Source organism: Paraburkholderia acidipaludis NBRC 101816 (assembly GCF_000684975.1).
In the GTDB taxonomy this organism is placed as follows: Bacteria; Pseudomonadota; Gammaproteobacteria; order Burkholderiales; family Burkholderiaceae; genus Paraburkholderia; species Paraburkholderia acidipaludis.
Window position 1 is genome coordinate 335,222 of record NZ_BAXZ01000004.1, and the last position, 21,480, is coordinate 356,701.

The 21,480-nt window shown below is 66.8% G+C and carries 16 protein-coding genes and 1 pseudogene; 8 read left to right on the forward strand and 9 right to left on the reverse strand.

Translation table 11 applies throughout. The features are described 5' to 3' along the window. The first annotated feature begins 63 nt into the window (after window positions 1-63). Entirely contained in the window at window positions 64-1,701 is a 1,638-nt protein-coding gene (locus BAC01S_RS06705; RefSeq protein ID WP_027794059.1) for a gamma-glutamyltransferase family protein, read from the forward strand. Window positions 1,702-1,888: 187 nt separating this feature from the next. Beyond that, the gene (locus tag BAC01S_RS06710; RefSeq protein ID WP_027794060.1) at window positions 1,889-2,134 is read left to right on the forward strand and encodes a hypothetical protein; all 246 of its coding nucleotides are present in this window, start codon (window positions 1,889-1,891) and stop codon (window positions 2,132-2,134) included. A 15-nt stretch (window positions 2,135-2,149) separates the two neighbouring features. Here the strand turns inward: BAC01S_RS06710 and BAC01S_RS06715 are convergent, their stop codons facing one another. The 7 genes from BAC01S_RS06715 to BAC01S_RS06745 form a co-directional block, all read right to left on the reverse strand. Then, a complete protein-coding gene (locus BAC01S_RS06715) occupies window positions 2,150-2,362 on the reverse strand; it encodes a YXWGXW repeat-containing protein (protein ID WP_027794061.1) in 213 nt (70 codons plus the stop codon). A 59-nt stretch (window positions 2,363-2,421) separates the two neighbouring features. Continuing rightward, a complete protein-coding gene (locus BAC01S_RS06720) occupies window positions 2,422-3,612 on the reverse strand; it encodes a DUF1501 domain-containing protein (RefSeq protein ID WP_043201387.1) in 1,191 nt (396 codons plus the stop codon). 5 nt (window positions 3,613-3,617) lie between these two features. Then, complete coding sequence (locus BAC01S_RS06725; protein ID WP_027794063.1) at window positions 3,618-5,108, reverse strand: DUF1800 domain-containing protein; 1,491 nt, start codon at window positions 5,106-5,108, stop codon at window positions 3,618-3,620. 116 nt (window positions 5,109-5,224) lie between these two features. Further along, window positions 5,225-5,728, reverse strand: a complete 504-nt coding sequence (locus tag BAC01S_RS06730; protein WP_027794064.1) for a periplasmic heavy metal sensor — start codon at window positions 5,726-5,728, stop codon at window positions 5,225-5,227. After that, window positions 5,725-6,171 carry a hypothetical protein gene (locus tag BAC01S_RS06735; protein ID WP_027794065.1) on the reverse strand — a complete coding sequence of 149 codons (447 nt, stop codon included), beginning with the start codon at window positions 6,169-6,171 and terminating at the stop codon, window positions 5,725-5,727. The genes BAC01S_RS06730 and BAC01S_RS06735 overlap by 4 nt, the downstream gene beginning before the upstream one ends. Beyond that, window positions 6,168-6,893, reverse strand: coding sequence for an RNA polymerase sigma factor (locus tag BAC01S_RS06740; protein WP_407667911.1), 726 nt, complete (start codon window positions 6,891-6,893; stop codon window positions 6,168-6,170). Before BAC01S_RS06740 ends, BAC01S_RS06735 begins: the two co-directional genes overlap by 4 nt. Window positions 6,894-7,124: 231 nt before the next feature. After that, on the reverse strand, window positions 7,125-7,415 hold the full coding sequence (locus BAC01S_RS06745) for a YXWGXW repeat-containing protein (RefSeq protein WP_027794067.1): 291 nt from the start codon (window positions 7,413-7,415) through the stop codon (window positions 7,125-7,127). Between the two features lie 152 nt (window positions 7,416-7,567). On the opposite strand from BAC01S_RS06745, the gene BAC01S_RS06750 reads away from it, so the two are divergent. From BAC01S_RS06750 to BAC01S_RS06765, 4 genes are all read left to right on the forward strand, one after another. Beyond that, a complete protein-coding gene (locus BAC01S_RS06750) occupies window positions 7,568-8,347 on the forward strand; it encodes a DeoR/GlpR family DNA-binding transcription regulator (RefSeq protein WP_027794068.1) in 780 nt (259 codons plus the stop codon). A 364-nt stretch (window positions 8,348-8,711) separates the two neighbouring features. Continuing rightward, complete coding sequence (gene glpD, locus BAC01S_RS06755; protein WP_027794069.1) at window positions 8,712-10,292, forward strand: glycerol-3-phosphate dehydrogenase; 1,581 nt, start codon at window positions 8,712-8,714, stop codon at window positions 10,290-10,292. Window positions 10,293-10,411: 119 nt separating this feature from the next. Then, window positions 10,412-11,914 carry a glycerol kinase GlpK gene (glpK, locus tag BAC01S_RS06760; RefSeq protein ID WP_027794070.1) on the forward strand — a complete coding sequence of 501 codons (1,503 nt, stop codon included), beginning with the start codon at window positions 10,412-10,414 and terminating at the stop codon, window positions 11,912-11,914. A gap of 99 nt (window positions 11,915-12,013) precedes the next feature. Beyond that, window positions 12,014-12,733: an MIP/aquaporin family protein gene (locus tag BAC01S_RS06765; protein WP_027794071.1), complete on the forward strand. Its 720-nt coding sequence runs from the start codon at window positions 12,014-12,016 to the stop codon at window positions 12,731-12,733. 299 nt (window positions 12,734-13,032) lie between these two features. Here the strand turns inward: BAC01S_RS06765 and BAC01S_RS30565 are convergent. Next, window positions 13,033-14,199: pseudogene (locus BAC01S_RS30565) on the reverse strand (cysteine desulfurase family protein); the annotation flags it as partial. A gap of 152 nt (window positions 14,200-14,351) precedes the next feature. Beyond that, the gene (locus BAC01S_RS06780) at window positions 14,352-15,572 is read right to left on the reverse strand and encodes an NnrS family protein (RefSeq protein WP_043201390.1); all 1,221 of its coding nucleotides are present in this window, start codon (window positions 15,570-15,572) and stop codon (window positions 14,352-14,354) included. A gap of 605 nt (window positions 15,573-16,177) precedes the next feature. Here BAC01S_RS06780 and BAC01S_RS30570 point away from each other — a divergent pair. Both BAC01S_RS30570 and narH read left to right on the forward strand, forming a co-directional pair. Then, window positions 16,178-19,957 carry a nitrate reductase subunit alpha gene (locus BAC01S_RS30570; RefSeq protein ID WP_043201484.1) on the forward strand — a complete coding sequence of 1,260 codons (3,780 nt, stop codon included), beginning with the start codon at window positions 16,178-16,180 and terminating at the stop codon, window positions 19,955-19,957. Beyond that, window positions 19,954-21,480 (forward strand): nitrate reductase subunit beta, encoded by a 1,527-nt coding sequence (gene narH, locus BAC01S_RS06790; RefSeq protein ID WP_027794073.1) that lies wholly within the window; start codon window positions 19,954-19,956, stop codon window positions 21,478-21,480. The genes BAC01S_RS30570 and narH overlap by 4 nt, the downstream gene beginning before the upstream one ends.

The following is a 21,480-nucleotide window of genomic DNA, read 5'->3' on the forward strand; positions in this document are numbered from 1 at the left end:
GACTTTGGTCATGTACGTAATTCGCTATTCTTTCCATGAGACCGTCAACACGTCCGAGCGCCCATGACACGCTTCAACTGGCAAAACCCCTATCCGACCGTGCGCCAGCCGGTATTCGCGCGCAACATCGTGTCGACTTCGCATCCGCTTGCGGCGCAGGCCGGTCTGCGCATGCTCTGGAAGGGCGGTAACGCCGTCGACGCGGCTATCGCGGCGGCAGCGGCCATCACCGTGGTCGAGCCTGTTTCGTGCGGCCTGGGCGGCGACGCCTTTGCGCTCGTGTGGGACGGCACGCGCCTCCATGGCCTCAATGCCTCCGGCACGGCGCCCGCGGCGTGGAACGTCGGGTACTTTCAGAGCCGCTATGGCGAGGAAGGCGGCCGCGCGAAGCGGCCCGTACGCGGCTGGGACACCGTGACGGTGCCAGGCGTCGTCGCGGGCTGGGAAGCCTTGCATGCGAAGTTCGGCTCGCTGCCGTTTGCCGACCTCATGGCGCCCGCCATCGAGATTGCCGAGCGCGGCCATGCCGTGGCCAGCATCGTCGCACACAAGTGGCAGGCCGCGGTGCCGGAGCTGCATAGTCAGCCGGGCTTTGCGCAAACCTTCATGCCGCACGGCCGCGCCCCCGAGGTGAGCGAGCGCGTGTGTTTCCCCGGCCATGCGGCTACGTTGCGCCGGCTTGCGCAAGAGGGGCCGCGCGCGTACTACGAAGGCGAGATCGCGGAGCGCATCGCGGCATTCTCGCGCGAGTGCGGCGGGGCGATGGCGCTGGACGATCTGCGCGGCTATTGCGCCGAATGGGTCGAGCCGATCGGCAAGGCCTACCGCGGCTACACCGTGCACGAGATTCCGCCGAACGGGCAGGGCATTGCGGCGCTTGTCGCGCTCGGCATCCTCGAGCAGTTCGATATGGCCTCGCTCCCGCTCGACAGCGTGGAAGCCCAGCATGTGCAGATCGAAGCGATGAAGCTCGCCTTCGCCGACGTCTATCGCTACGTGGCCGATCCGCGCACGATGGAGGTCACGCCCGCGCAGATGCTGGACGATGCGTACCTCAAGTCGCGCGCGAAGCTGATCGACCCGAAGCGCGCGACGCATTTCGGCTTCGGCATGCCCAGGGCGGGCGGCACGATCTATATGTCGGCGGTGGACGAGCGCGGCATGATGGTGAGTTTCATCCAGTCGAACTACATGGGCTTTGGTTCGGGCGTGGTCGTGCCGGGCACGGGTATCGCGCTGCAGAACCGCGGCTGCGGCTTTTCGATGGATCCGGCCTCGCCTAACGCGGTGGCGGGCGGCAAGCGGCCGTTCCATACGATCATTCCGGCGTTCCTCACGCAGCAGGCGGACGGCCGTCAGGAGGCCGTAATGACTTTTGGCGTGATGGGCGGCGACATGCAGCCGCAAGGCCATCTGCAGACGGCGGTGCGCATGCTCGATTACGGCCAGCAGCCCCAGGCCGCCTGCGATGCGCCGCGCTGGAAGCTCAACCGCGATTTCACGCTCAACGTGGAATCGACCTTCGACCCCGATACCGTGCAAGCGCTGCAGGACCGCGGCCACCGCATCAAGCGCATTGACGACCCCTACATGGACTTCGGCTCGGGCCAATTCATCTGGAAACTCGACCGTGGCGACCCGGAACGCGGCTATGTGGCCGCGAGCGATTCGCGGCGCGACGGGCTGGCTGCGGGCTTTTGAGCGAGTGTTGCCTAAATCCTTGCCTAAGCCCTTGAATCAACGGGCCAAATCGCGCGTCCAATCGTGCCGGATAGCGCCTCGCGCGCGAGTGCGCGCACGGCTGAGCGCCATGCGCAGCAGTGCTATATTCTCTCTTTCGCTGCGCAAGCGGCAATGGACTTACTGTTTGTAAGGTATTGGAGAGAAAATGGCAGTCGAGTACCGTGGTTTTCGAGTCGCTGTCGATGCGAAGGCAGACGCAACAGACACGCAATGGCTGTGCAGCGCAAAGATCGAGGGGATTGCGGGAGAGGCGCAGAACGTCACGCTGCCTCCCGTCGAACTGACGATCCCCAAGCTGAAGATCGACGTGCTGATGGCGCTTTCTGCCGTCGAGCACCGCGCGAAGGATACCGTGGACGAGTGGCACACGGCGCATCCTTCGGTGGCCTGATTCGCGAGGCCGCTATCAGACGGCTACCCAGTGCCCCGGAATCCACTGCCAGTGATTGCCGTCCCAGCGGTAATGCCCCTTGACCCAGTGGTAGCCGGGCGCCGGCGGGGCCGGGACGACTTCCACGCGCGGCGCGGGCTCCGGCGGCCGCGCCGGTTCGACCACACACGCTGAAAGCAGCGCGGTGCACGTGAGCAGCGTGGCCGAGAGTTTCGCATTCTTCTTCATACTTCGTACTCCTTGGAGTTATAAGACGGTGTATGGCTCATGCACGACGGTGTGCGTGTTCAGGTTCGGACCAGGCCGGTCATCGCGCCCGGCGCGCCCGCTTCGGCGAAGAGTGCGGTCGCGGTGCGGTGCGGGTCGAGTCCCAGGCTTTCGCTGGCCGCGCCTGCGATAAGCGCGTCGAGCGAGGCCGTGGGCTTGAGATCGCGTCCTTCGTAGAGATCGGTGCTGCGCAGGCCGGGCCAGTCGGCCACTACGCGTCCGCCCTTCACGGCGCCGCCCACGAGCATCGCCACCGAAGCCTGGCCGTGGTCCGTCCCGCCCGTGCCGTTGGCCGCCGCCGTGCGGCCGAACTCGGTGGCGACGAGCACCGTCGTCTTGCTCCAGTCCGCGCCCAGGCCCTCGCGCAGCGAGGCGAGCATCGTGTCGAGCGCCTTGAGCTGGTTGGAGAGGCGCGCGTTCTGCGCGCTATGGGTGTCCCAGCCGCCCGTTTCGATCATCGCAATGCGCGGCCCGTCGGGGCGCGAGAGAAACTGTGCCGCGAGCTTGCCGAGGCTCGCCGGGTCCTGGCGCGGGCCGACGTCGCCGGCCAGTCCGCGCGCGCTCATCGCCGACGCCCACAGCGGCGCCAGTTGCGCATCGGCCTCGTAGAGCGCCGAAACGCGCATCATCAGATCGTCGGGCGCGGTCGGCAGGGCGGAAGGCGCGTACGACGTCACGCGCGCCGGCCCGCGCAGCGCGGCCGGCACGGTCGGCGCGAGCGCGATCGCGTTTTCGCGCGTTGCGGGCATCAGGCCGACGAGCCGGTTGAGCCAACCGTCCTTCACCTGGTACGCCGCGCGTCCGCCGGTCTCCAGCACGTTCTGGCCGTCGAAATGCGAGCGGTCGCGGTACGGCGAAGCGATGGCGTGGTAGAAAAGCGCTTCGCCCGACTGGTACATCTGTGCCATCCGCGCGAGCGACGGGTGCAGCGCGAAAGTGCCGTCGAGCTTCGTTGCGCTCGCCGCGTCGATGGCGAGCGGCCCACGCAGCGTCGCATACGCGGGCTCGGCGTAGGGGACGACGATATTGAGTCCGTCCGCCGCGCCGCGCTGGATCACGAAGACGAAGCGGCGGTCCGTGGCCACGTTCGCGAAAACCATTTGCGGCGCGACGAGCATCGCACCCGCGCCGGCTGCGGCAACGCGCAGGAAACGGCGGCGCGAGAAAGCCCCGCTGCAAGCGCCGACGTTGGAATCGATACGGGAGACCATGGCGATCACCTCCTCAGAAAGTCGGGCGAGACGAGCAGCAGCGCCAGCGCCGTCGGGGCGCTCTCGGCGTGCGCGACCGCCGTGGCCGTGGGCGTGCTGAGCGAGCCGGCCATCAGCGTCTGGCCCAGCGTGCGCGGGTCGATCTGGTCGCCCACGCGTGCCGCGAAGCGCTGCGCCACCTCCACGCGGCGCACGAGGGCGTCGGGCGCGGCCCAGCTCGCGGCGATGTCGTCGTAGCCGGCCGGCGAGCCGGGGCGCCAGACCGGCTGGCCAAGTTGCGTGAGCAACGGGGCGGCGTTGAGTTCGCCAGGATCGCGCCAGCCGAGGGCGCGCATCGACGAGACGGTCCATTCCCAGGGAGTCTTGAACTTCGCGTTGACCGGCGCCCATGCCTCCGGCGATTCGACGAGCGTGCGATACACCGTCGGCAGATCGCCGCCGCTCTGCCGGAAAGCCTCGGCAAGACGGTTGGCGAGCGCGGGCGGCGGATTGTCGGCAACGAAGTGGCGCGCGAGTTGCAGGGCGATGTGGCGGCTCGTGGCGTCGGCGTGAGCAAGATCGTGCAGGATCGCGAGCGCCTGCTCGACGCCCGGCTGAGCGTAGCTGCGCCCCATCACGGTCCGCTCGCCGGGCTCGTGCAGCGCGGGGCGGAACACAAACGCGCCGGGCGTCGCGCCTTGCGGCTGCGGGCCGCGCAAGCCCGCCACGCTCCAGCCCGTGAGGGCGCGCGCGAATTCGGTCACGTCGTCCTGCGTGTAACCGCTACGCACACCTAAGGTATGCAGCTCCATGATCTCGCGCGCGAGGTTTTCGTTGAGCCCGCGCTTCTGGGCCGGGTCGCGTGCGTCGGCGCGCAGGGCCGCCTTGCTGTCGGGGCCCACCGAGCGCGTCTGGTCCAGAAAGACCTGCATCGCCGGATGCTGCTCCACCGCGACGAGCATGTCCTCGAAGCGCCCCAGCACATGCGGCCGGATCGCCTCCATTTCGAACGCGCCCGCGAGGCCGGCCACCTGGCCTTTGTCGACGGAGACGGCGAAATGATTGGACCAGAAGTACACGAGACGGTCGACGAAGGGCGTGTCGCTCGCCAGCGCGCTCGCGAGGCGCGCGTTCACGGCGCTGCGATAGATCTCGGCGCTCTCGCGGCGGATATCGCGGTTCGCCGCCTGGCGCGCCGCCTGCTGCGACGGCGGCGATGCCGGCGACTGCGGTTGCTGCTGCTGCGGCTGCTGCGATTGTGAGGATAGCCGGGCAGGCTTCGCGGGATCGCTGGCCGCCATGCCGGTCATGGCCTGCTCGCGCTCGGCGCCAAAGCGCTGCGCGATCGCGGCCGCGCCCGGCTGCTGGCTCCATGCGGCGGGCAGCGGCTCGTATTGGGCGAATTGCGCGAGGAGCCAGCCGCGAGGGTCGGCGGGCGGCGTTTCGTCGGCGCGCGCGCCGAGCCCGAAACGGTTCATCGCGATCGCCGCGGTGCTGATGATCGGCTGGGTTTCCATACGGAGTCCTTCAGAGTGCGTCAGCGTTCTTTGTGCAGTGCGTACCGTCGTTAAACGGACGCACTGCGCAAATCCGTCGCTCGTCCCCGAAGTTTTTTAGAAGCGCGGCCCCGGCATCATGGCGTGCCGCTCGCCGCCTTCGGCGCTTTCGCCATCTTCGCGGCAGGCAGCCGCCACTGGCCGCGCTGCCTCAGGCCCTCGGCGAACTTCACGCGCTCTTCGGGCGTGAGCGTGGCGGCGAAGTCGGCAATGCCGCTTTCCACCTGCGCGCGCAGCGCGGAGTCGGCGGTGCGCGTGCGCGCGAGGGCGTCGTCCAGCGCGGCGCGATCCAGCTGCGGCGCGGCGAGCAGATCGAGCACCACGCGGCGATCGTCGCGGCCTTCGCGCGCATAGGGCCGGCCCTCGCGGCGCGCGTTCTTCAGCGCCGCCACGAACTGGGCCTGCCGCTCGGGCGAAAGATCGTCGGCGGCGAAGCGCAGGGCCGTGCGCTGCGCGGGCTGCACCTCGCGCGCGCCTTGCGTGGCGAACCAGCGCCACGCGCCGCCCGCGATCGCGCCGAGCAGAAAGACGTTGAGCAGTACCGATCCTGCGATCAGCACCTTCCAGCCGCGGCCGTTCATTCGTCGCTCCAGTCGGCGCTGGACCCGCCGAAGCCCGTGCCCAGATAGCTGCTGTCGTGCGCATCGTACGCGTCGTACGATGCGTGCGGCGCACTGCCGAGCACGAAGAAGGACATCACGAGCGCGCCGGCCAGTGCGCCCGCGAGGCCGGCGCCCGCGAACGCCGCGCCGGACCACCAGAGCCGCCGCTTCGGCACCGCGGCGCGCGCGGGGGCGAGCCCGGGCGCCGTGGCGGCGATCTGCTCGACGAACGCGCGCGTGGGCGGCGCGATCGTGTCGCGCGCGAGCCAGGCATCCAGTTCGAGGGCCTCTTCCAGCGCCGCCTGGGCCTCGGCCCGGTGCGAGCGCGCCCACGCGAGCGCATCCTCGCGTTCGTGCGGCGGCCAGCGGCGCGGATCGGCGCCATAGGCGCCTACGAGTGTGTGGAAGCGTTCGGGTGTCATGCTGTGTCCTTGCTTGCGCCGTCGCCGGCCAGTTGCGCGCGCAACGAGCGCCTCGCTCGCGCGAGCAGGCTCTCCAGTGCGTCGACGGATATATCCATCAGTGCCGCGGCCTCGATGTTCGACAACTCCTGATAGTAGGTGAGCACCAGCGCTTCGCGCTGGCGCACGGGCAGCGTGGCAAGCGCCTCGCGCACGCGTTCGTCGCGCACGCGGGCGGCAAGCCGCGTTTCGGGCGCGGCATCCGGATCCGGCTCGTCCGGCAGGTCGTCCACGGGCTCTTCGCGCCGGCCGCGCAGGCGGTCGTAACAGAGGTTCAGCGCCACGCGGTGCAGCCAGGTGTCGAACTTCGCTTCGCCGGAGCGCCACTGCGGCGCCTGCTTCCAGATGCGCATGAAGGCCTCCTGGGCGACGTCTTCGGCTTCCATGCGGTCGCCCAGCATGCGCGTGGCAAGCGCGAGCAGCCGCGGCAGCTTGTGCGTGACTAGCGTGCGGACGGCGCCCGGATCGCGCGCGCCCACCCGGGCGACGAGTTCCGCGTCGGGATCGCGCTCGCTCAAGGCACACCGGGGCGGTTCGGGCGTGGCGCGCCGGGCGTGAGCCGGGTGCGCCATCTCGTTCGGACAGGTCGTCGGGCCTGCCGCGCGTATTTCATCGTTGTCCACTCCCAGACTGAGCAGCGGCCCGGCGGCTTCGGCCCAGGCGCCTGGGCCGCGCGCGGCCATGACCCGGCCGGGCCACCGGCTCTGCTTGTGTAGGTGCCACGCGAGCCCGCCAGGCGGATCGCCACGCGTGGCGGGATCGACGGGGTCGCGAGCGTTCAGGTTCAATATACGACGACCGCCGGATGGTAGTAGGCGGGCCTTGCAGGGACCACGATGCAGCCGGACAGCAGGGCAGCGGTCAAGACGAGCAGCAGGAATGTTTTCATGTTCGTAGTCAGCAGCACCGCGGGCTTACGCCCAGTGACCCTCTACCCAGCGCCAGTTCGGGCCGCGCTGGTCCCAGTGGCCCGGTACCCAGTGGTAGCCCGGGCGCACGCGCCGCCAGTGCCCGCCGATCCAGATGTAACGCCCGTGGTCCCAGCGCCAGTGGCCCGGATCCCAGGCAAAGCCCGCGCGCGGCGGCGGCACGACTTCGGCGCGCGGCGGCGGCGGGGCGGTGACGATGACCTGGGCGACCGCGGCCGAGGTGGCGAGCGCTGCGATGGCGGCGACCGCGAGGCGCTTGAGACGGATGGTTTGCATGACTTTTTCTCCGGGTGGGGACGGGGGACAGTGTTCCGTTTTTGCTTTAACGGCCCGGCGCGCGGAATCCGTCGCGCGCCACGCAAAATTTTTTAGTCACGCGACTCCCCTTACAATAGGGACAGCTTTTTCACGGCCGGCCAGCCCAGATCATGACCCGAGACCTACGCCTCACCCTCAATGCGCGCCAGCAGGAGTTGCTCGACTGGGTGCAGCGCGACGGCTTCGTCACGGTGGACGATCTCGCGGCGCACTTCAGCGTGACGCCGCAGACGATCCGCCGCGACGTGAACTGGCTCGCCGACATGAACCTCCTGCGCCGCTACCACGGCGGCGCGAGTCTGCCGACGAGTTCGGAGAACCTCTCGTACAGCGCGCGCCAGGGCATGTTCCATGACGAGAAGCGGCGTATCGCGGCGCTCGCGGCGAAGCACATTCCCGATCAGGCCTCGCTCTTCATCAACCTCGGCACGACCACGGAGGAAGTGGCGCGCGCGCTGAATCACCATCGCGGCTTGCACGTCATCACGAACAATCTGAACGTGGCGAGCATGATGAGCGGCTACCCCGAATGCGAGGTGCTGATCACGGGCGGCATCGTGCGGCCGTGGGACAAGGGCATCGTGGGCGAGCTGACCATCGACTTCATCCGCCAGTTCAAGGTGGACTACGCGATCATCGGCACCTCGGCCATCGAAACGGACGGCACGCTGCGCGACTTCGACACGCGCGAGGTGCGCGTGGCGGAGGCCATCATGCAGCACGCGCGGACCGTTTATCTGGTGACGGATCATTCGAAAATCGGCCGGCCGGCGCTCGTGCGCCAGGGGCACCTGAGCCAGGTTCACGCGCTTTTCACCGACAAACCGCTGCCGCCCGACATGAACGAGACCATCGCAGCGGCGGGCACGCAGGTGTTCGTGGCCGAGTAGAGGCTCATTAAGGGGCTGGAACGCGCCGGATGCGCGTTTCGTGTTCATTCGAACATCGAGGCGTCGCCATTCGAACATCGACGCCGCCTGGGCCCCACGCCAACGCGGCACGCGGCATGCTCTTTTCCAGACTCGAACGGCGTTCCGCTGGGTCGGGTCAGAGCTTGATTCCTGCAGTCTTTTCCCGCTCAAAGACCCGCCGGCATGGGCTTGTCGCCGTTGCGCCAGGGCGGGCTTGCTGCTACCGCCGTGGGCCGAATACCTCAGGCAAACCCTAAGCAAGAACGAACTTTACTTTTTCGAATTTGTTCGTTAGATTTCGTATTCGAACATTTCGGGTTCGTCTTATTTTCAGGGACAGCAGGTGAGTCAACAGAATCGGTACGATCTGCTCGTGGTTGGCGGAGGGATCAACGGCGCGGGCATCGCGCGCGACGCGGCCGGGCGCGGCCTGTCCGTGCTTCTTTGCGAGCAGGACGATCTCGCTTCGCATACCTCTTCGGCCAGCACGAAGCTGATTCACGGCGGCCTGCGCTATCTCGAGTACAAGGAGTTCGGTCTCGTGCGCAAGGCGCTGCAGGAGCGCGAAACGCTGCTGCGGGCGGCGCCGCACATCATGTGGCCGCTGCGCTTCGTGATGCCGCACGTGCCGAACCTGCGCCCCGCCTGGCTGATCCGCGTCGGCCTCTTTCTCTACGACCACCTCGCGAAGCGCGAACTGCTGCCGGGCTCGCGCGGCATCGACATGCGCCGGCATCCGGCCGGGGCGCCGCTCGTCGATTCGATCCGCCGCGGCTTCGTCTATTCGGACGGCTGGGTGAACGACGCGCGCCTCGTCGTGCTCAACGCGATGGATGCGAAAGAGCGCGGCGCCGAGATTCTTACGCGCACGAAGCTCGTTTCGGCACGTCGCACGCATGGAGCGAATGGTGCCGGCGGCGCAGAATGGCAGGCACGCCTGCAGCGCGCGGACGGCTCGATCCTGGACGTGCGCGCCCGCGCGATCGCCAACGCGGCGGGGCCGTGGGTGGGCGAGGTGCTGCACGGCGCGCTCGGCCGCGGCGCGCAGCACAGCGTGCGGCTCGTGAAGGGCAGCCATATCGTGACGAAGCGTCTGTTCGAGCACGATCATGCGTACATCTTCCAGAACCCGGACAAGCGCATTATCTTTGCGATTCCTTACGAACACGACTTCACGCTGATCGGCACGACCGACGTGGAGTATCACAACGATCCCGCGCAGGTCGCCATCGACGGCGACGAAACGCGCTATCTGTGCGACTCGATCAACCGCTACTTCAAACGCAAGATCTCGCCCGCCGACGTTTACTGGACCTATTCGGGCGTGCGTCCGCTGCTCGAGGATGAGGGGGCCGACAACCCGGCCGCCGTCACGCGCGACTACAAGCTGGAGCTGGACGAAAGCGAAGGCGCGCCGCTCCTCTCCGTGTTCGGCGGCAAGATCACGACGTTCCGCAAGCTTGCCGAAGAGGCGTCCGACCTGTTGTGCCGCGCGCTCGGCTCGCATGCCGGCGCCTGGACGGCGGGTGCGCCGCTGCCGGGCGGCGACATGGCCAATGCGCGCTTCGAACCGTTCGAGCAGGCCTTCGCGAAACGTCACGCGTGGCTGCCCGCGCCGCTCGTGCACCGCTATGCGCGCGCCTACGGCACGCGCGCGAGCCGCGTGGTGGGCGACGCGGTCTCGCTGGCAGGGCTCGGCGAGGAGATCGCACCGGGGATCTACGAAGCGGAATTGCGTTACCTGCGCGACGCCGAATGGGCGACCTGCGCGCAGGACGTCCTGTGGCGCCGTTCGAAGCTCGGCCTGCACGTTGCGCCCGAGACGCTCGGCGACGTGACGGCCGCCATCGACGCCTGGTTCGGCGCCGCGTGCGCGGCGTCGGCTCCGGCAGCCCGGAGCGCGGCGCATCAGGCGATGCACTAAAGCCCGGCATCGAAGATCGGCAATTAGTCGGGCAAAAAGTCGGGCAAACAGCCGGGCAATCAAAACGTGCCGCCTCGCGCGGCGCGAATCACAACTACCAACGGAAGGAGATAAGAGACATGCAGGATCAATACATTCTCGCGCTCGACCAGGGCACGACGAGTTCGCGCGCGATGCTGTTCGACCGGCAAGGCAACATCGTTTCGATGGCGCAGAAGGAGTTCGAACAGATCTACCCGCAGCCGGGCTGGGTCGAGCACGACCCGCAGGAGATCTGGTCCACCCAGGCCGGCGTGGCCGCCGAGGCCGTTACGCGCGCAGGCATGAACGGCACCAATATCGCCGCCATCGGCATCACGAACCAGCGCGAGACGACCATCGTATGGGACCGCGAGACGGGCCAGCCGATCTATAACGCGATCGTCTGGCAGGACCGCCGCACGGCCGACTTCTGCGACAAGCTCAAGGCCCAGGGCCTCGAAGCGAAGGTGCGCGCGAAGACCGGCCTGCCGATCGACTCGTACTTCTCGGGCACGAAGATCCGCTGGATTCTCGACAACGTGGAAGGCGCGCGCGAAAAGGCGCGCCAGGGGAAGCTCGCGTTCGGCACGGTCGACAGCTGGCTCATCTGGAACTTCACGAAGCACGAACTGCACGTGACCGACGTGACGAACGCGTCGCGCACGATGCTCTTCAACATCCATACGCGCGAGTGGGACAACGACCTGCTCGAGGCGCTCGACATTCCGCGCAGCATGCTGCCCGAAGTCCGTTCGTCATCCGAAGTTTATGGGCCGACGAAGACCACGGTGTTCGCCTCGAAGATTCCGATTGCCGGCATCGCGGGCGACCAGCAGGCGGCACTCTTCGGCCAGATGTGCACGACCTCGGGCATGGTGAAGAACACCTACGGCACGGGCTGCTTCCTGATGATGAACACGGGCACGAAGCCGATCGAGTCGAAGAACAATCTCGTCACGACGATTGCCTGGCAGATCGGCAAGGAAGTGCACTACGCGCTCGAAGGCAGCATCTTCATTGCGGGCGCCGTGGTGCAGTGGCTGCGTGACGGCATGGGCGTCATCAAGAGCGCGGCCGAGATCGAGGCGCTCGCCGGCAGTGTTGCGCATACGGACGGCGTGTATCTCGTGCCCGCGTTCGCCGGTCTCGGCGCGCCGCACTGGAACGCGCATGCGCGCGGCTCGCTCTTCGGCGTGACGCGCGGCACGACCTCGGCGCACCTTGCGCGCGCGGCGCTCGATTCGATCGCTTATCAGTCGCTCGACGTGCTTTCGGCCATGGAAGCCGACTCGGGCATCAGCATCGGCGAGCTGCGCGTGGACGGCGGCGCGAGCGCGAACAATCTGCTCATGCAGTTCCAGGCCGACATGCTGGGCGTGGACGTGGTGCGCCCGCAGATCACCGAGACCACGGCGCTGGGCGCCGCGTACCTCGCGGGCCTCGCGACGGGCTACTGGAAGAGCATTGACGAAGTGCAGAGCCAGTGGCAGCTCGACCGCCGCTTCGGTCCCACGATGGCGGCCGATCAGGTGGACAAGTGCCGCGCCGGCTGGCAGCGTGCGGTACGCGCGGCCAAGGCATGGGCGGACGACACGCACTGAGCCGCTTTCCGGATCAATCAGGCATACGAACAAAAAACATTTTTCATGCAGCAGGGCGCGCATGAGCGCGTGCCTGCCGCATGGCTAGAGAGACACATCATGTCACCATACATTGCAGAATTCATCGGCACAGCGATTCTCGTGCTGCTCGGCAACGGCGCGGTCGCCAACGTGCTGCTCGCCAAGACGAAAGGCAACGGCGCCGATCTCATCGTCATCGTGTTCGGCTGGGCCATGGCCGTGTTCGTCGCGGTCTATGTCACGGCGTCGTTCAGCGGCGCGCACCTGAATCCCATCGTCACGATCAGCCTCGCGCTGGCGGGCAAGTTCGCGTGGTCGAAGGTGGGCGGCTACGTGGCCGCGCAGATGCTGGGCGGCATGGCCGGCGCGCTGATCGTGTGGCTCGCGTATCGCCAGCACTTCGCGCGCGAAGCGGACGCCGACCTCAAGCTCGCCGTGTTCTGCACGGCGCCCGCGATCCGCAGCGTGAAGCACAACGTGCTGACCGAGGCCATCTGTACGTTCATCCTGATTCTGGGCGTGTTGTATCTCGCGTCGCCGCAGGTGGGGCTCGGCGCGCTCGATGCGCTGCCGGTGGGCCTGCTCGTGCTCGGCATCGGCATTTCGCTGGGGGGGCCCACGGGCTATGCGATGAGCCCGGCGCGCGATCTGTCGCCGCGCATCATGCACGCGCTGCTGCCGATTCCGGGCAAGCGCGACAGCGACTGGCGCTATGCGTGGATTCCGGTGATCGGGCCGCTCGTGGGCGGGGCCGCGGCAGCCGGACTCTATAACTACCTGCACCTGCACACGGTCTGACCGGCCGCCGCTGGTCGGACACTTCCTGTGTCATCGTTCACGCCCCGGGCTTTCGCGGCCTCGGGGCGTTGTCGCTTGTACGGCGTCAGGCGGGGCGCTCAGGGTAAGCGTGGATACGCTTTCTGACAATTGCTAACATCCTCATGGCTCACGAGGCGGTAACGTACCGGCCTGAACAAGGATCGAGCATGAAACTCCCGAACAACACTGCCATCGCCGTTGCGCTCGCCGCGATTGCGCTCTCTGTCTCGGCGCTCATCATCGCGGTCGCACAGCACGTTTGAACGGGCGCATCAAGCGCCCTGGACCGCCGCCGGGCTCACCGACTCGATCACTTCGCGCAAGCGGCCAATCGCGAAGTCGACATCTTCCTGCTTCGTAAACCGGCCGAGGCTCAGCCGGATCGTGCGCGACGCCGCTTCGGCGGCAAGACCGATTCCCATCAGCACATGCGAAGGCGTGCCGGCCGCCGAGCTGCAGGCCGACGTCGAAGACACCGCGAAGTCCGACCCGAGCAGAAACGGGAAAAAGCCCGCGTGATCCACGAGCAAGCTCATCGTGTGCGCAATGCGCCGCGCCTCGCGCGCGTTGAGCGAGACCCCTGCGAGACCGGCGATGCCGTCCAGCAACCGTGCGCCCAGTTGCGCGATGCGGGCGTTGTCGGCTTCGCCATCGGCGGCGGCGATGGCGCACGCCGTGCCCATGCCCACGATCTGATGCGTGGCCAGCGTGCCCGAGCGCAGGCCGCGCTCGTGGCCGCCGCCGTGCATCTGCGGAGCGAGGCGCGCGGCAATGCCTTCGCGCACATACAGCGCGCCGATGCCCTTGGGCCCGTAGACCTTGTGCGCGGACATCGACATGAGGTCGATGCCGAGCGCCTTCACGTCGATAGGCGTCTTGCCGAGGGCCTGTGCCGCATCGACGTGCAGCAGCGCGCCGGCCGCGTGCACGATCGGTGCGATCGCGGCGATGTCGGTGAGCGTGCCGATTTCGTTGTTCACCAGCATCAGCGAGACGAGGCCGGTGTCCTCGCGCAGCGCGGCGGCAACGGCCGCGGGCGAAATCGAGCCGTCGGGCGCGGGGCGCAGCCACGTAACGGGCGTGCCGCGCTTTTCCAGGCTGGCGGCCGTATCGAGAATGGCTTTGTGCTCGAGGATGCTCGTGACGAGGTGCGGCCGCGCCGTGGCGGCTTCGGCATAGCCCTTGAGCGCGAGATTGTTCGATTCGGTCGCGCCCGAGGTCCACACGATCTCGGCGGCTTCGGCGCCGATCAGCGCCGCGACCTGTTGCCGGGCGCGCTCCACGAGCGCGCGGGCGCGGGTGCCCGCGTCGTGCGAGCTCGACGCGGGGTTGCCGAAAACGCCGTCCATGCCGAGGCAATCGCTCATGGCCGCGATGACGCGCGGGTCGGCCGGCGTGGTCGCCGCGTAGTCGAAGTAATGCAGGTGTCCAGGGTTCGTCGTCATAAGGCCTCCGCCAATCGAAGGAGAAAATCCTACCGACCTGGAGCGAGAAAATGCTTCCAAATTGGCGGCGCGTGACGGGGGCGACGTAGATAAAAATTCTATCGTGCGACATGCCGGCGATGAAGCCGCGAGGGTCGCCGGGCGGCCTTGCGCTAACCCTCCTTGCCGTCCAGCCGCGGACGGCAAAGCCATCCCGCGTAACGCACGCAATACGCGGCGAACGCCGCGATCCAGCAGACCGCCGATACGTCGATGGCCGCAAGCGTCCACGCCGGCACCAGCGCGGGCACGACCACGCGCATCACGGCGGCCAGCATCAGCAGTCCATAGCAGGCGATCTCGATGCGCCCCGCGACGAGCGGCCGGCCCGTATGCCCCCGCGCCGTGCGCGTGATCATGGCGATGATCGCGCAGCCGATCGCGCCCACCGTGAACGCGTGCATCGCGAGCGAATGGGCGACGTAGCCGCACGATGCGAGCGCAAGCATCGCGAAGCCGAGCGGAATCCACGCATAGGCAACATGCAGGATCGCGAGGATGGGGCGATTGCCGACGCGCCATGAGCGCCAGCCGAACCACCGCCAACCCTGCACGAGAGCGGCGGCGAGGCTCGCGGCGGCTACCGCGGGGCGGGGCGCGCCGAATCCGTCCATGACAAAGGCGAGTGCGGTGAGCGGCATCACCGCGGCTTCGACAAAACGCCAGCGCAGGAATGCATAGCCCGGAACCGCATTGGCGGTGAAGGACGGAATGATGCGTCCGCCGATGACGGTCACGAACAGCACAAGCAGGCCGACCGCGAGCCAGGCGCTACGCAGCGCCCAGTCCGCGTGTCCGCTGCCGGCCGCCAGATGGAACGCGAGGTTGGCGGCCGCGAGCAGCCCGAGCGCAACGGGCAGGAAAACGTTGTGGCGGTTCTGCGCGCGGACGAGCACGCGCAGCAACACGAATGCACAGACAGGCAGGAACGCGACATCGACCGTGGCGGCGAGCGCGGCGGGAGCCCAGGCCACGGCCGCGCGCCCGGCCAGCCAGAGCAGCCACAGCGCGGCGAGCGAGCGGCCCTGTGCGGGCGTCACGGAGGTCCACGCGCGTACGGCGGTAAGCAGGAAGCCCACCACGATGGCCGCGGCAAAGCCGAAGATCATTTCGTGGACATGCCAGAGGACGCCGGGCAGGGAGGACTGAAGACCCGGCAGGGGATGACCGTCTATCGCGGCCAGCCACGCGAGCATCGCGGCGCTGCCGAACAGCGCGCCGCCCAGGTAGAACGGGCGAAAGCCGAGCGCCCAGAGTGCGAAGCGGCGGCGCGGCGCGGCGCGGCCGGCGGTTCGGCGATGCTGTGGAGATTCATGCTTTGCGCTCCCGCTAATAGATGTATTTGATATACATCATATATGCCGCGGATCGGATCCGTAGAATCCGCAGATGTGGCATTTGCTCGCAGCCCGAACCGAAGGGCGGGGCATAAGATCGTGCCGGCTTTACAACTCGTTTTGCTGCGAGGCAAATCTGAATCGACGTTCGCACTGGTCGTTAGTGAACGTCGTGCAGCTCGATGCTCCGGCCTTCTATTCAGCTTGACCGTCGTTCGAGTCTGAGTAAAGATGCACAACGCGTGCCTGATTAGCGGGCACGCATCGCCGATGCATCAATAAAGCTGAGTAGTGCTGTCGTTCGTGTCATTTGAATGACGGCTTCGCAGTGTGTTGAAAGAACCGTCTCTACCCGGATTTCGACCGCTTTATGACATGCCGGTAACACTCACACAACCACGTTGTCTCCCCCCAAAGGCCGTGCGGTCACAGCGGCCGTGCGACAGCGGCTACAGCCATGCGAAACGCATGGTCGCACCGTGTCTACTATGGGTAATGCGGACTCCGATGTATTCCGTCATGCCTATCCGTATCTCCCCGCGTGACGCATCACCCGCGTGGCGCTCCGGCCACGCTTCGATTTCCACTTTCTCGAGATCGCCATGAGTCATTTTCTCGACAGGCTGCGCTATTTCACGACCACCCGCCCGACCTTCTCCGACGGTCACGGCGCTGTCACGGACGAGGACCGCAAGTGGGAGGACGCCTACCGCCAGCGCTGGCAGCACGACAAGATCGTGCGCTCGACGCATGGCGTGAACTGCACCGGCTCGTGCTCGTGGAAGATCTACGTGAAGGGCGGCATCGTCACATGGGAGACGCAGCAGACCGACTATCCGCGCACGCGGCCCGACATGCCGAACCACGAGCCGCGCGGCTGCTCGCGCGGTGCGTCTTACTCGTGGTACCTCTATAGCGCGAACCGCCTCAAGTATCCGATGGTGCGCAGCGCGCTGCTCACGCTCTGGCGCGAGCGGCGCCGCACGCTCGAGCCCGTCGAGGCGTGGCGCTCGATCGTCGCCGACGAAGCGGCGCGCCGCAGCTATCAGCAGCGCCGCGGGCTGGGCGGCTTCGTGCGGTCGAGCTGGGATGAAGTCAACGAAATCGTTGCGGCCGCCAACATCCACACGATACGCGAGCACGGGCCCGACCGCGTGGTGGGCTTCTCGCCGATTCCGGCGATGTCGATGGTCTCGTATGCGGCGGGCTCGCGCTATCTGTCGCTGATCGGCGGCGTGTGCCTGAGCTTCTACGACTGGTACTGCGATCTGCCGCCGGCCTCGCCGCAAACCTGGGGCGAACAGACGGACGTGCCCGAATCCGCGGACTGGTACAACTCCACGTTCATCATGCTGTGGGGTTCTAACGTTCCGCAGACGCGCACGCCGGACGCGCATTTCATGGCCGAGGTGCGCTACAAGGGCACGAAGATCGTCTCGGTGTTTCCCGACTACGCGGAGGGCGCGAAGTTCGGCGACATCTGGCTGCATCCGAAGCAGGGCACCGACGCGGCGCTCGCGCTCGCAATGGGGCACGTGATCCTCAAGGAGTTTCATCTGGCGGGCAAGAGCGATTACTTCGCCGACTACTGCCGCCGCTATACCGACATGCCCTGCCTCGTGCGTCTCGTGCCGCACGGCGACGGCTACGTGCCCGAGCGGCTCGTGCGCGCCTCCGACTTCGACGGGGCGCTTGGCGAAACGAATCACGCGGAGTGGAAGACCGTGGCGATCGACGAGGCGAGCAACGACTTCGTCGTGCCGCTGGGGTCGGTGGGCTTTCGCTGGAACCAGAAGGAGGGCGGCGACAAGGGCAAGTGGAATCTGCGCGCCGAGGCCTCGAACGGTGCCGCGCTCAAGCCGAGGCTATCGCTCGTGGGCGCGCACGACGATGTCGTGGACGTGAAGTTTCCTTACTTCGGCAATCAGCCGCATGCGCATTTCGCATCGACCTCGCATGCGTCCACGCTCACGCGCCGCATTGGCGTGCGCCGCGTGAGCACGCAGAACGGCACGATGCTCGTCGCGTCCGTCTACGATCTTTTCGTCGCGAACTACGGGCTCGATCAGGGCCTGGGCGGCGCGGACATTGCCGCCGGCTACGACGACGACGTGCCTTATACGCCGGCCTGGCAGGAGGCGATCACCGGCGTGAAGCGCGCCGACGTGATCGCGGTGGCGCGGCAGTTCGCGGAGAACGCCCACAAGACCGAGGGCAAGTCGATGGTGATCATCGGCGCCGGGATCAACCACTGGTTCCATATGGACATGGCGTACCGCGCGATCATCAACATGCTGATCATGTGCGGCTGCATCGGCAAGTCCGGCGGGGGCTGGTCGCACTATGTGGGCCAGGAGAAGCTGCGTCCTCAAACGGGCTGGACCGCGCTCGCGTTCGCGCTCGACTGGCACCGCCCGCCGCGCCAGATGAACGCAACGTCGTTTTTCTACGCGCACACCGACCAGTGGCGCTACGATCCGATGAATCCCACGGCGCTGCTGTCGCCGCTGGCCGATACGACCCACTTTCACGGCGCGCCGATTGACTACAACGTGCGCGCCGAGCGCATGGGCTGGCTGCCCAGCGCGCCGCAATTCAAGCGCAATCCGCTCAACCTCGGGCGCGAGCTGGCCGGGCACGAGGCCGTGCCGGCCGAGGTCGCGGCGCGTTTGAAGGCCGGCAGCCTGAAGCTCGCCTGCGAGGATCCCGACGATCCCGACAACTTCCCGCGCAACCTGTTCGTATGGCGCTCGAACCTGCTCGGTTCCTCGGGCAAGGGGCACGAATATTTCCTCAAGCATTTGCTTGGCACGACGAACGGCGTGCAGGGCGAGGAAATAGGCAAGGACGGCGGCGTGCGGCCCGAGGAGGTCGCATGGCGCGAGGAGGCGCCGCGCGGCAAGCTCGATCTGCTCGTGACGCTGGACTTCCGCATGTCCACCACCTGCATGTATTCGGACATCGTGCTGCCCACCGCGACGTGGTACGAGAAGGACGACATGAACACGTCCGACATGCATCCGTTCATCCATCCGCTTTCGGCCGCGGTCGATCCCGCCTGGCAATCGAAGAGCGACTGGGAAATCTTCAAGGGGATCGCCAGGCGTTTTTCGGAGTTGAGCGTAGGTCATCTCGGCGTGGAGTGCGACGTCGTGCTCGCGCCGATCGCGCACGACAGCCCGGCCGAACTCGCCCAGCCTTTCGACGTGCTCGACTGGAAGCGCGGCGAATGTGAACCGGTGCCCGGCAAGACCATGCCGTCGGTGATAACCGTTCAGCGCGATTATCCCGCCACGTATCGTCAGTTCACTTCGTTAGGCCCACTGATGGATACGCTGGGCAACGGCGGCAAGGGTATCAACTGGGATACGCGCGAGGAGGTGGCATTGCTCGGCGAACTCAACTATCGGGTGGGCGGCGAGAGTTCAGCCGAGGGCCGGCCGCGCATCGAGTCTGCCATCGACGCCGCCGAGACGATTCTCTCGCTCGCGCCCGAGACCAACGGCGCGGTGGCGGTCAAGGCGTGGGATGCGCTTTCTTCGATCACCGGCATCGAGCACGCGCATCTGGCCGAGGCCCGCGCCGACGAGAAAATCCGCTTTCGCGACATCCAGGCCCAGCCGCGCAAGATCATTTCGTCGCCCACCTGGAGCGGCATCGAATCGGAGCATGTCTCGTACAACGCGGGCTACACCAACGTCCACGAGCTGATTCCATGGCGCACGCTCACGGGCCGCCAGCAGCTCTATCAGGACCATGCGTGGATGCGCGCTTTCGGCGAGTCGCTCTGCGTCTACAAGCCGCCCATCGACACCGGCAGCTATGCGCACATGGTCGGCAAGCACTCGAACGGCAACCCGGAAATGGTGCTCAACTTCATCACGCCGCACCAGAAGTGGGGCATTCACAGCACCTATACCGACAATCTGCTGATGCTCACGCTCTCGCGCGGCGGCCCGATCGTGTGGATCTCGGAGCGCGACGCGGCGCAGATCGGCGTGGCCGACAACGACTGGATCGAGTGCTACAACTCGAACGGCGCGCTGTGCGCGCGCGCCGTGGTGAGCCAGCGCATTCCGCGCGGCATGGTGATGATGTACCACGCGCAGGAGAAGATCGTGAACACGCCGGGCTCGCAAGTCACGGGCACGCGCGGCGGCATTCACAACTCGGTCACGCGCATCGCGCTCAAGCCCACCCACATGATAGGCGGCTATGCGCAGCTCTCCTACGGGTTCAATTACTACGGCACCGTGGGCTCGAACCGCGACGAGTTTCTCGTCGTGCGCAAGATGAGTACCGTCGACTGGCTCGACGACACGCCGCCTCAGCAGATGGCTCCAGCAGTCGAACGCAAGGTCCGTGAAGGAGAAACCTCATGAAAGTGCGTGCCCAGATTGCAATGGTGCTCAACCTCGACAAGTGCATTGGCTGCCATACCTGTTCGGTGACCTGCAAGAACGTCTGGACGAGCCGCGAAGGCATGGAGTATGCCTGGTTCAACAACGTCGAAACGAAGCCCGGCATCGGCTATCCGAAGGAGTGGGAGAACCAGGACCGCTGGCACGGCGGCTGGACGCGCAAGGCCGACGGCAAGATCGAGCCGCGCCTTGGCGGCAAGTGGCGCCTGCTTGCGCAGATCTTCGCGAATCCGCGGCTGCCGCAGATCGACGACTACTACGAGCCCTTTACGTTCGACTACGCGCACCTGCAGGAGGCGGGCAACACGCGCGCGATGCCGGTGGCGCGGCCGCGCTCGCTCATCAGCGGCGAGCGGCTCGAGAAAATCGAGTGGGGCCCGAACTGGGAGGAGATACTGGGCGGCGAGTTCGAGAAGCGCGCGAAGGACTATAACTTCGAGAACGTGCAGAAGGACATCTACGGGCAGTTCGAGAACACCTTCATGATGTATCTGCCGCGCTTGTGCGAGCACTGCCTCAATCCGGCCTGCGTCGCGGCCTGTCCCTCGGGGTCGATCTACAAGCGCGAGGAGGACGGCATCGTGCTGATCGACCAGGACAAGTGCCGCGGCTGGCGCATGTGCGTTTCCGGTTGCCCGTACAAGAAGATCTATTACAACTGGCACAGCGGCAAGGCCGAGAAGTGCATCTTCTGCTATCCGCGCATCGAGGTGGGGCAGCCTACCGTGTGCTCGGAAACTTGCGTCGGGCGCATTCGCTATCTCGGCGTGCTGCTTTACGACGCCGATCGCATCGGCGAAGCCGCGAGCGTCGAGCGCGAGACCGATCTGTACGAAGCGCAGCTTTCGGTATTCCTCGACCCGCACGACCCGGCCGTGATCGCGCAGGCCGAACGCGACGGCGTACCCCACGCCTGGATCGAGAGCGCGCAACGCTCGCCCACCTGGAAGATGGCGATCGACTGGAAGATCGCGTTTCCGCTGCATCCCGAATACCGCACACTGCCGATGGTCTGGTACGTGCCGCCGCTTTCGCCGATCAACTCCGCGGCCAATAGCGGCGATCTCGGCATGAACGGCTATTTGCCCGACGTCGAATCGCTGCGCATCCCGCTGCGCTACCTCGCCAACCTGCTCACGGCCGGCGACGAGGCGCCCGTGAAGCGCGCGCTGGAGCGCATGCTGGCCATGCGCGCGTTCATGCGCGCGCGGCATGTGGACGGCGTGGACGTGCCGGGCGTGCTCGCGCAGGCGGGCTTGTCGGTCGCGCAGGTGGAGGACATGTACCGCTATCTCGCGATCGCCAACTACGAGGATCGCTTCGTGATCCCGACCACCCACCGCGAGTATGCGGAAGATGCCTTCGATCTGCGCTCGTCCTGCGGTTTCTCGTTCGGCAACGGCTGTTCGGACGGCCGCTCGGAGGCGAGTTTGTTCAGCACGCGCAAGGGCGGACGCACGATTCCGATCCGCGAGGAGTCCTGA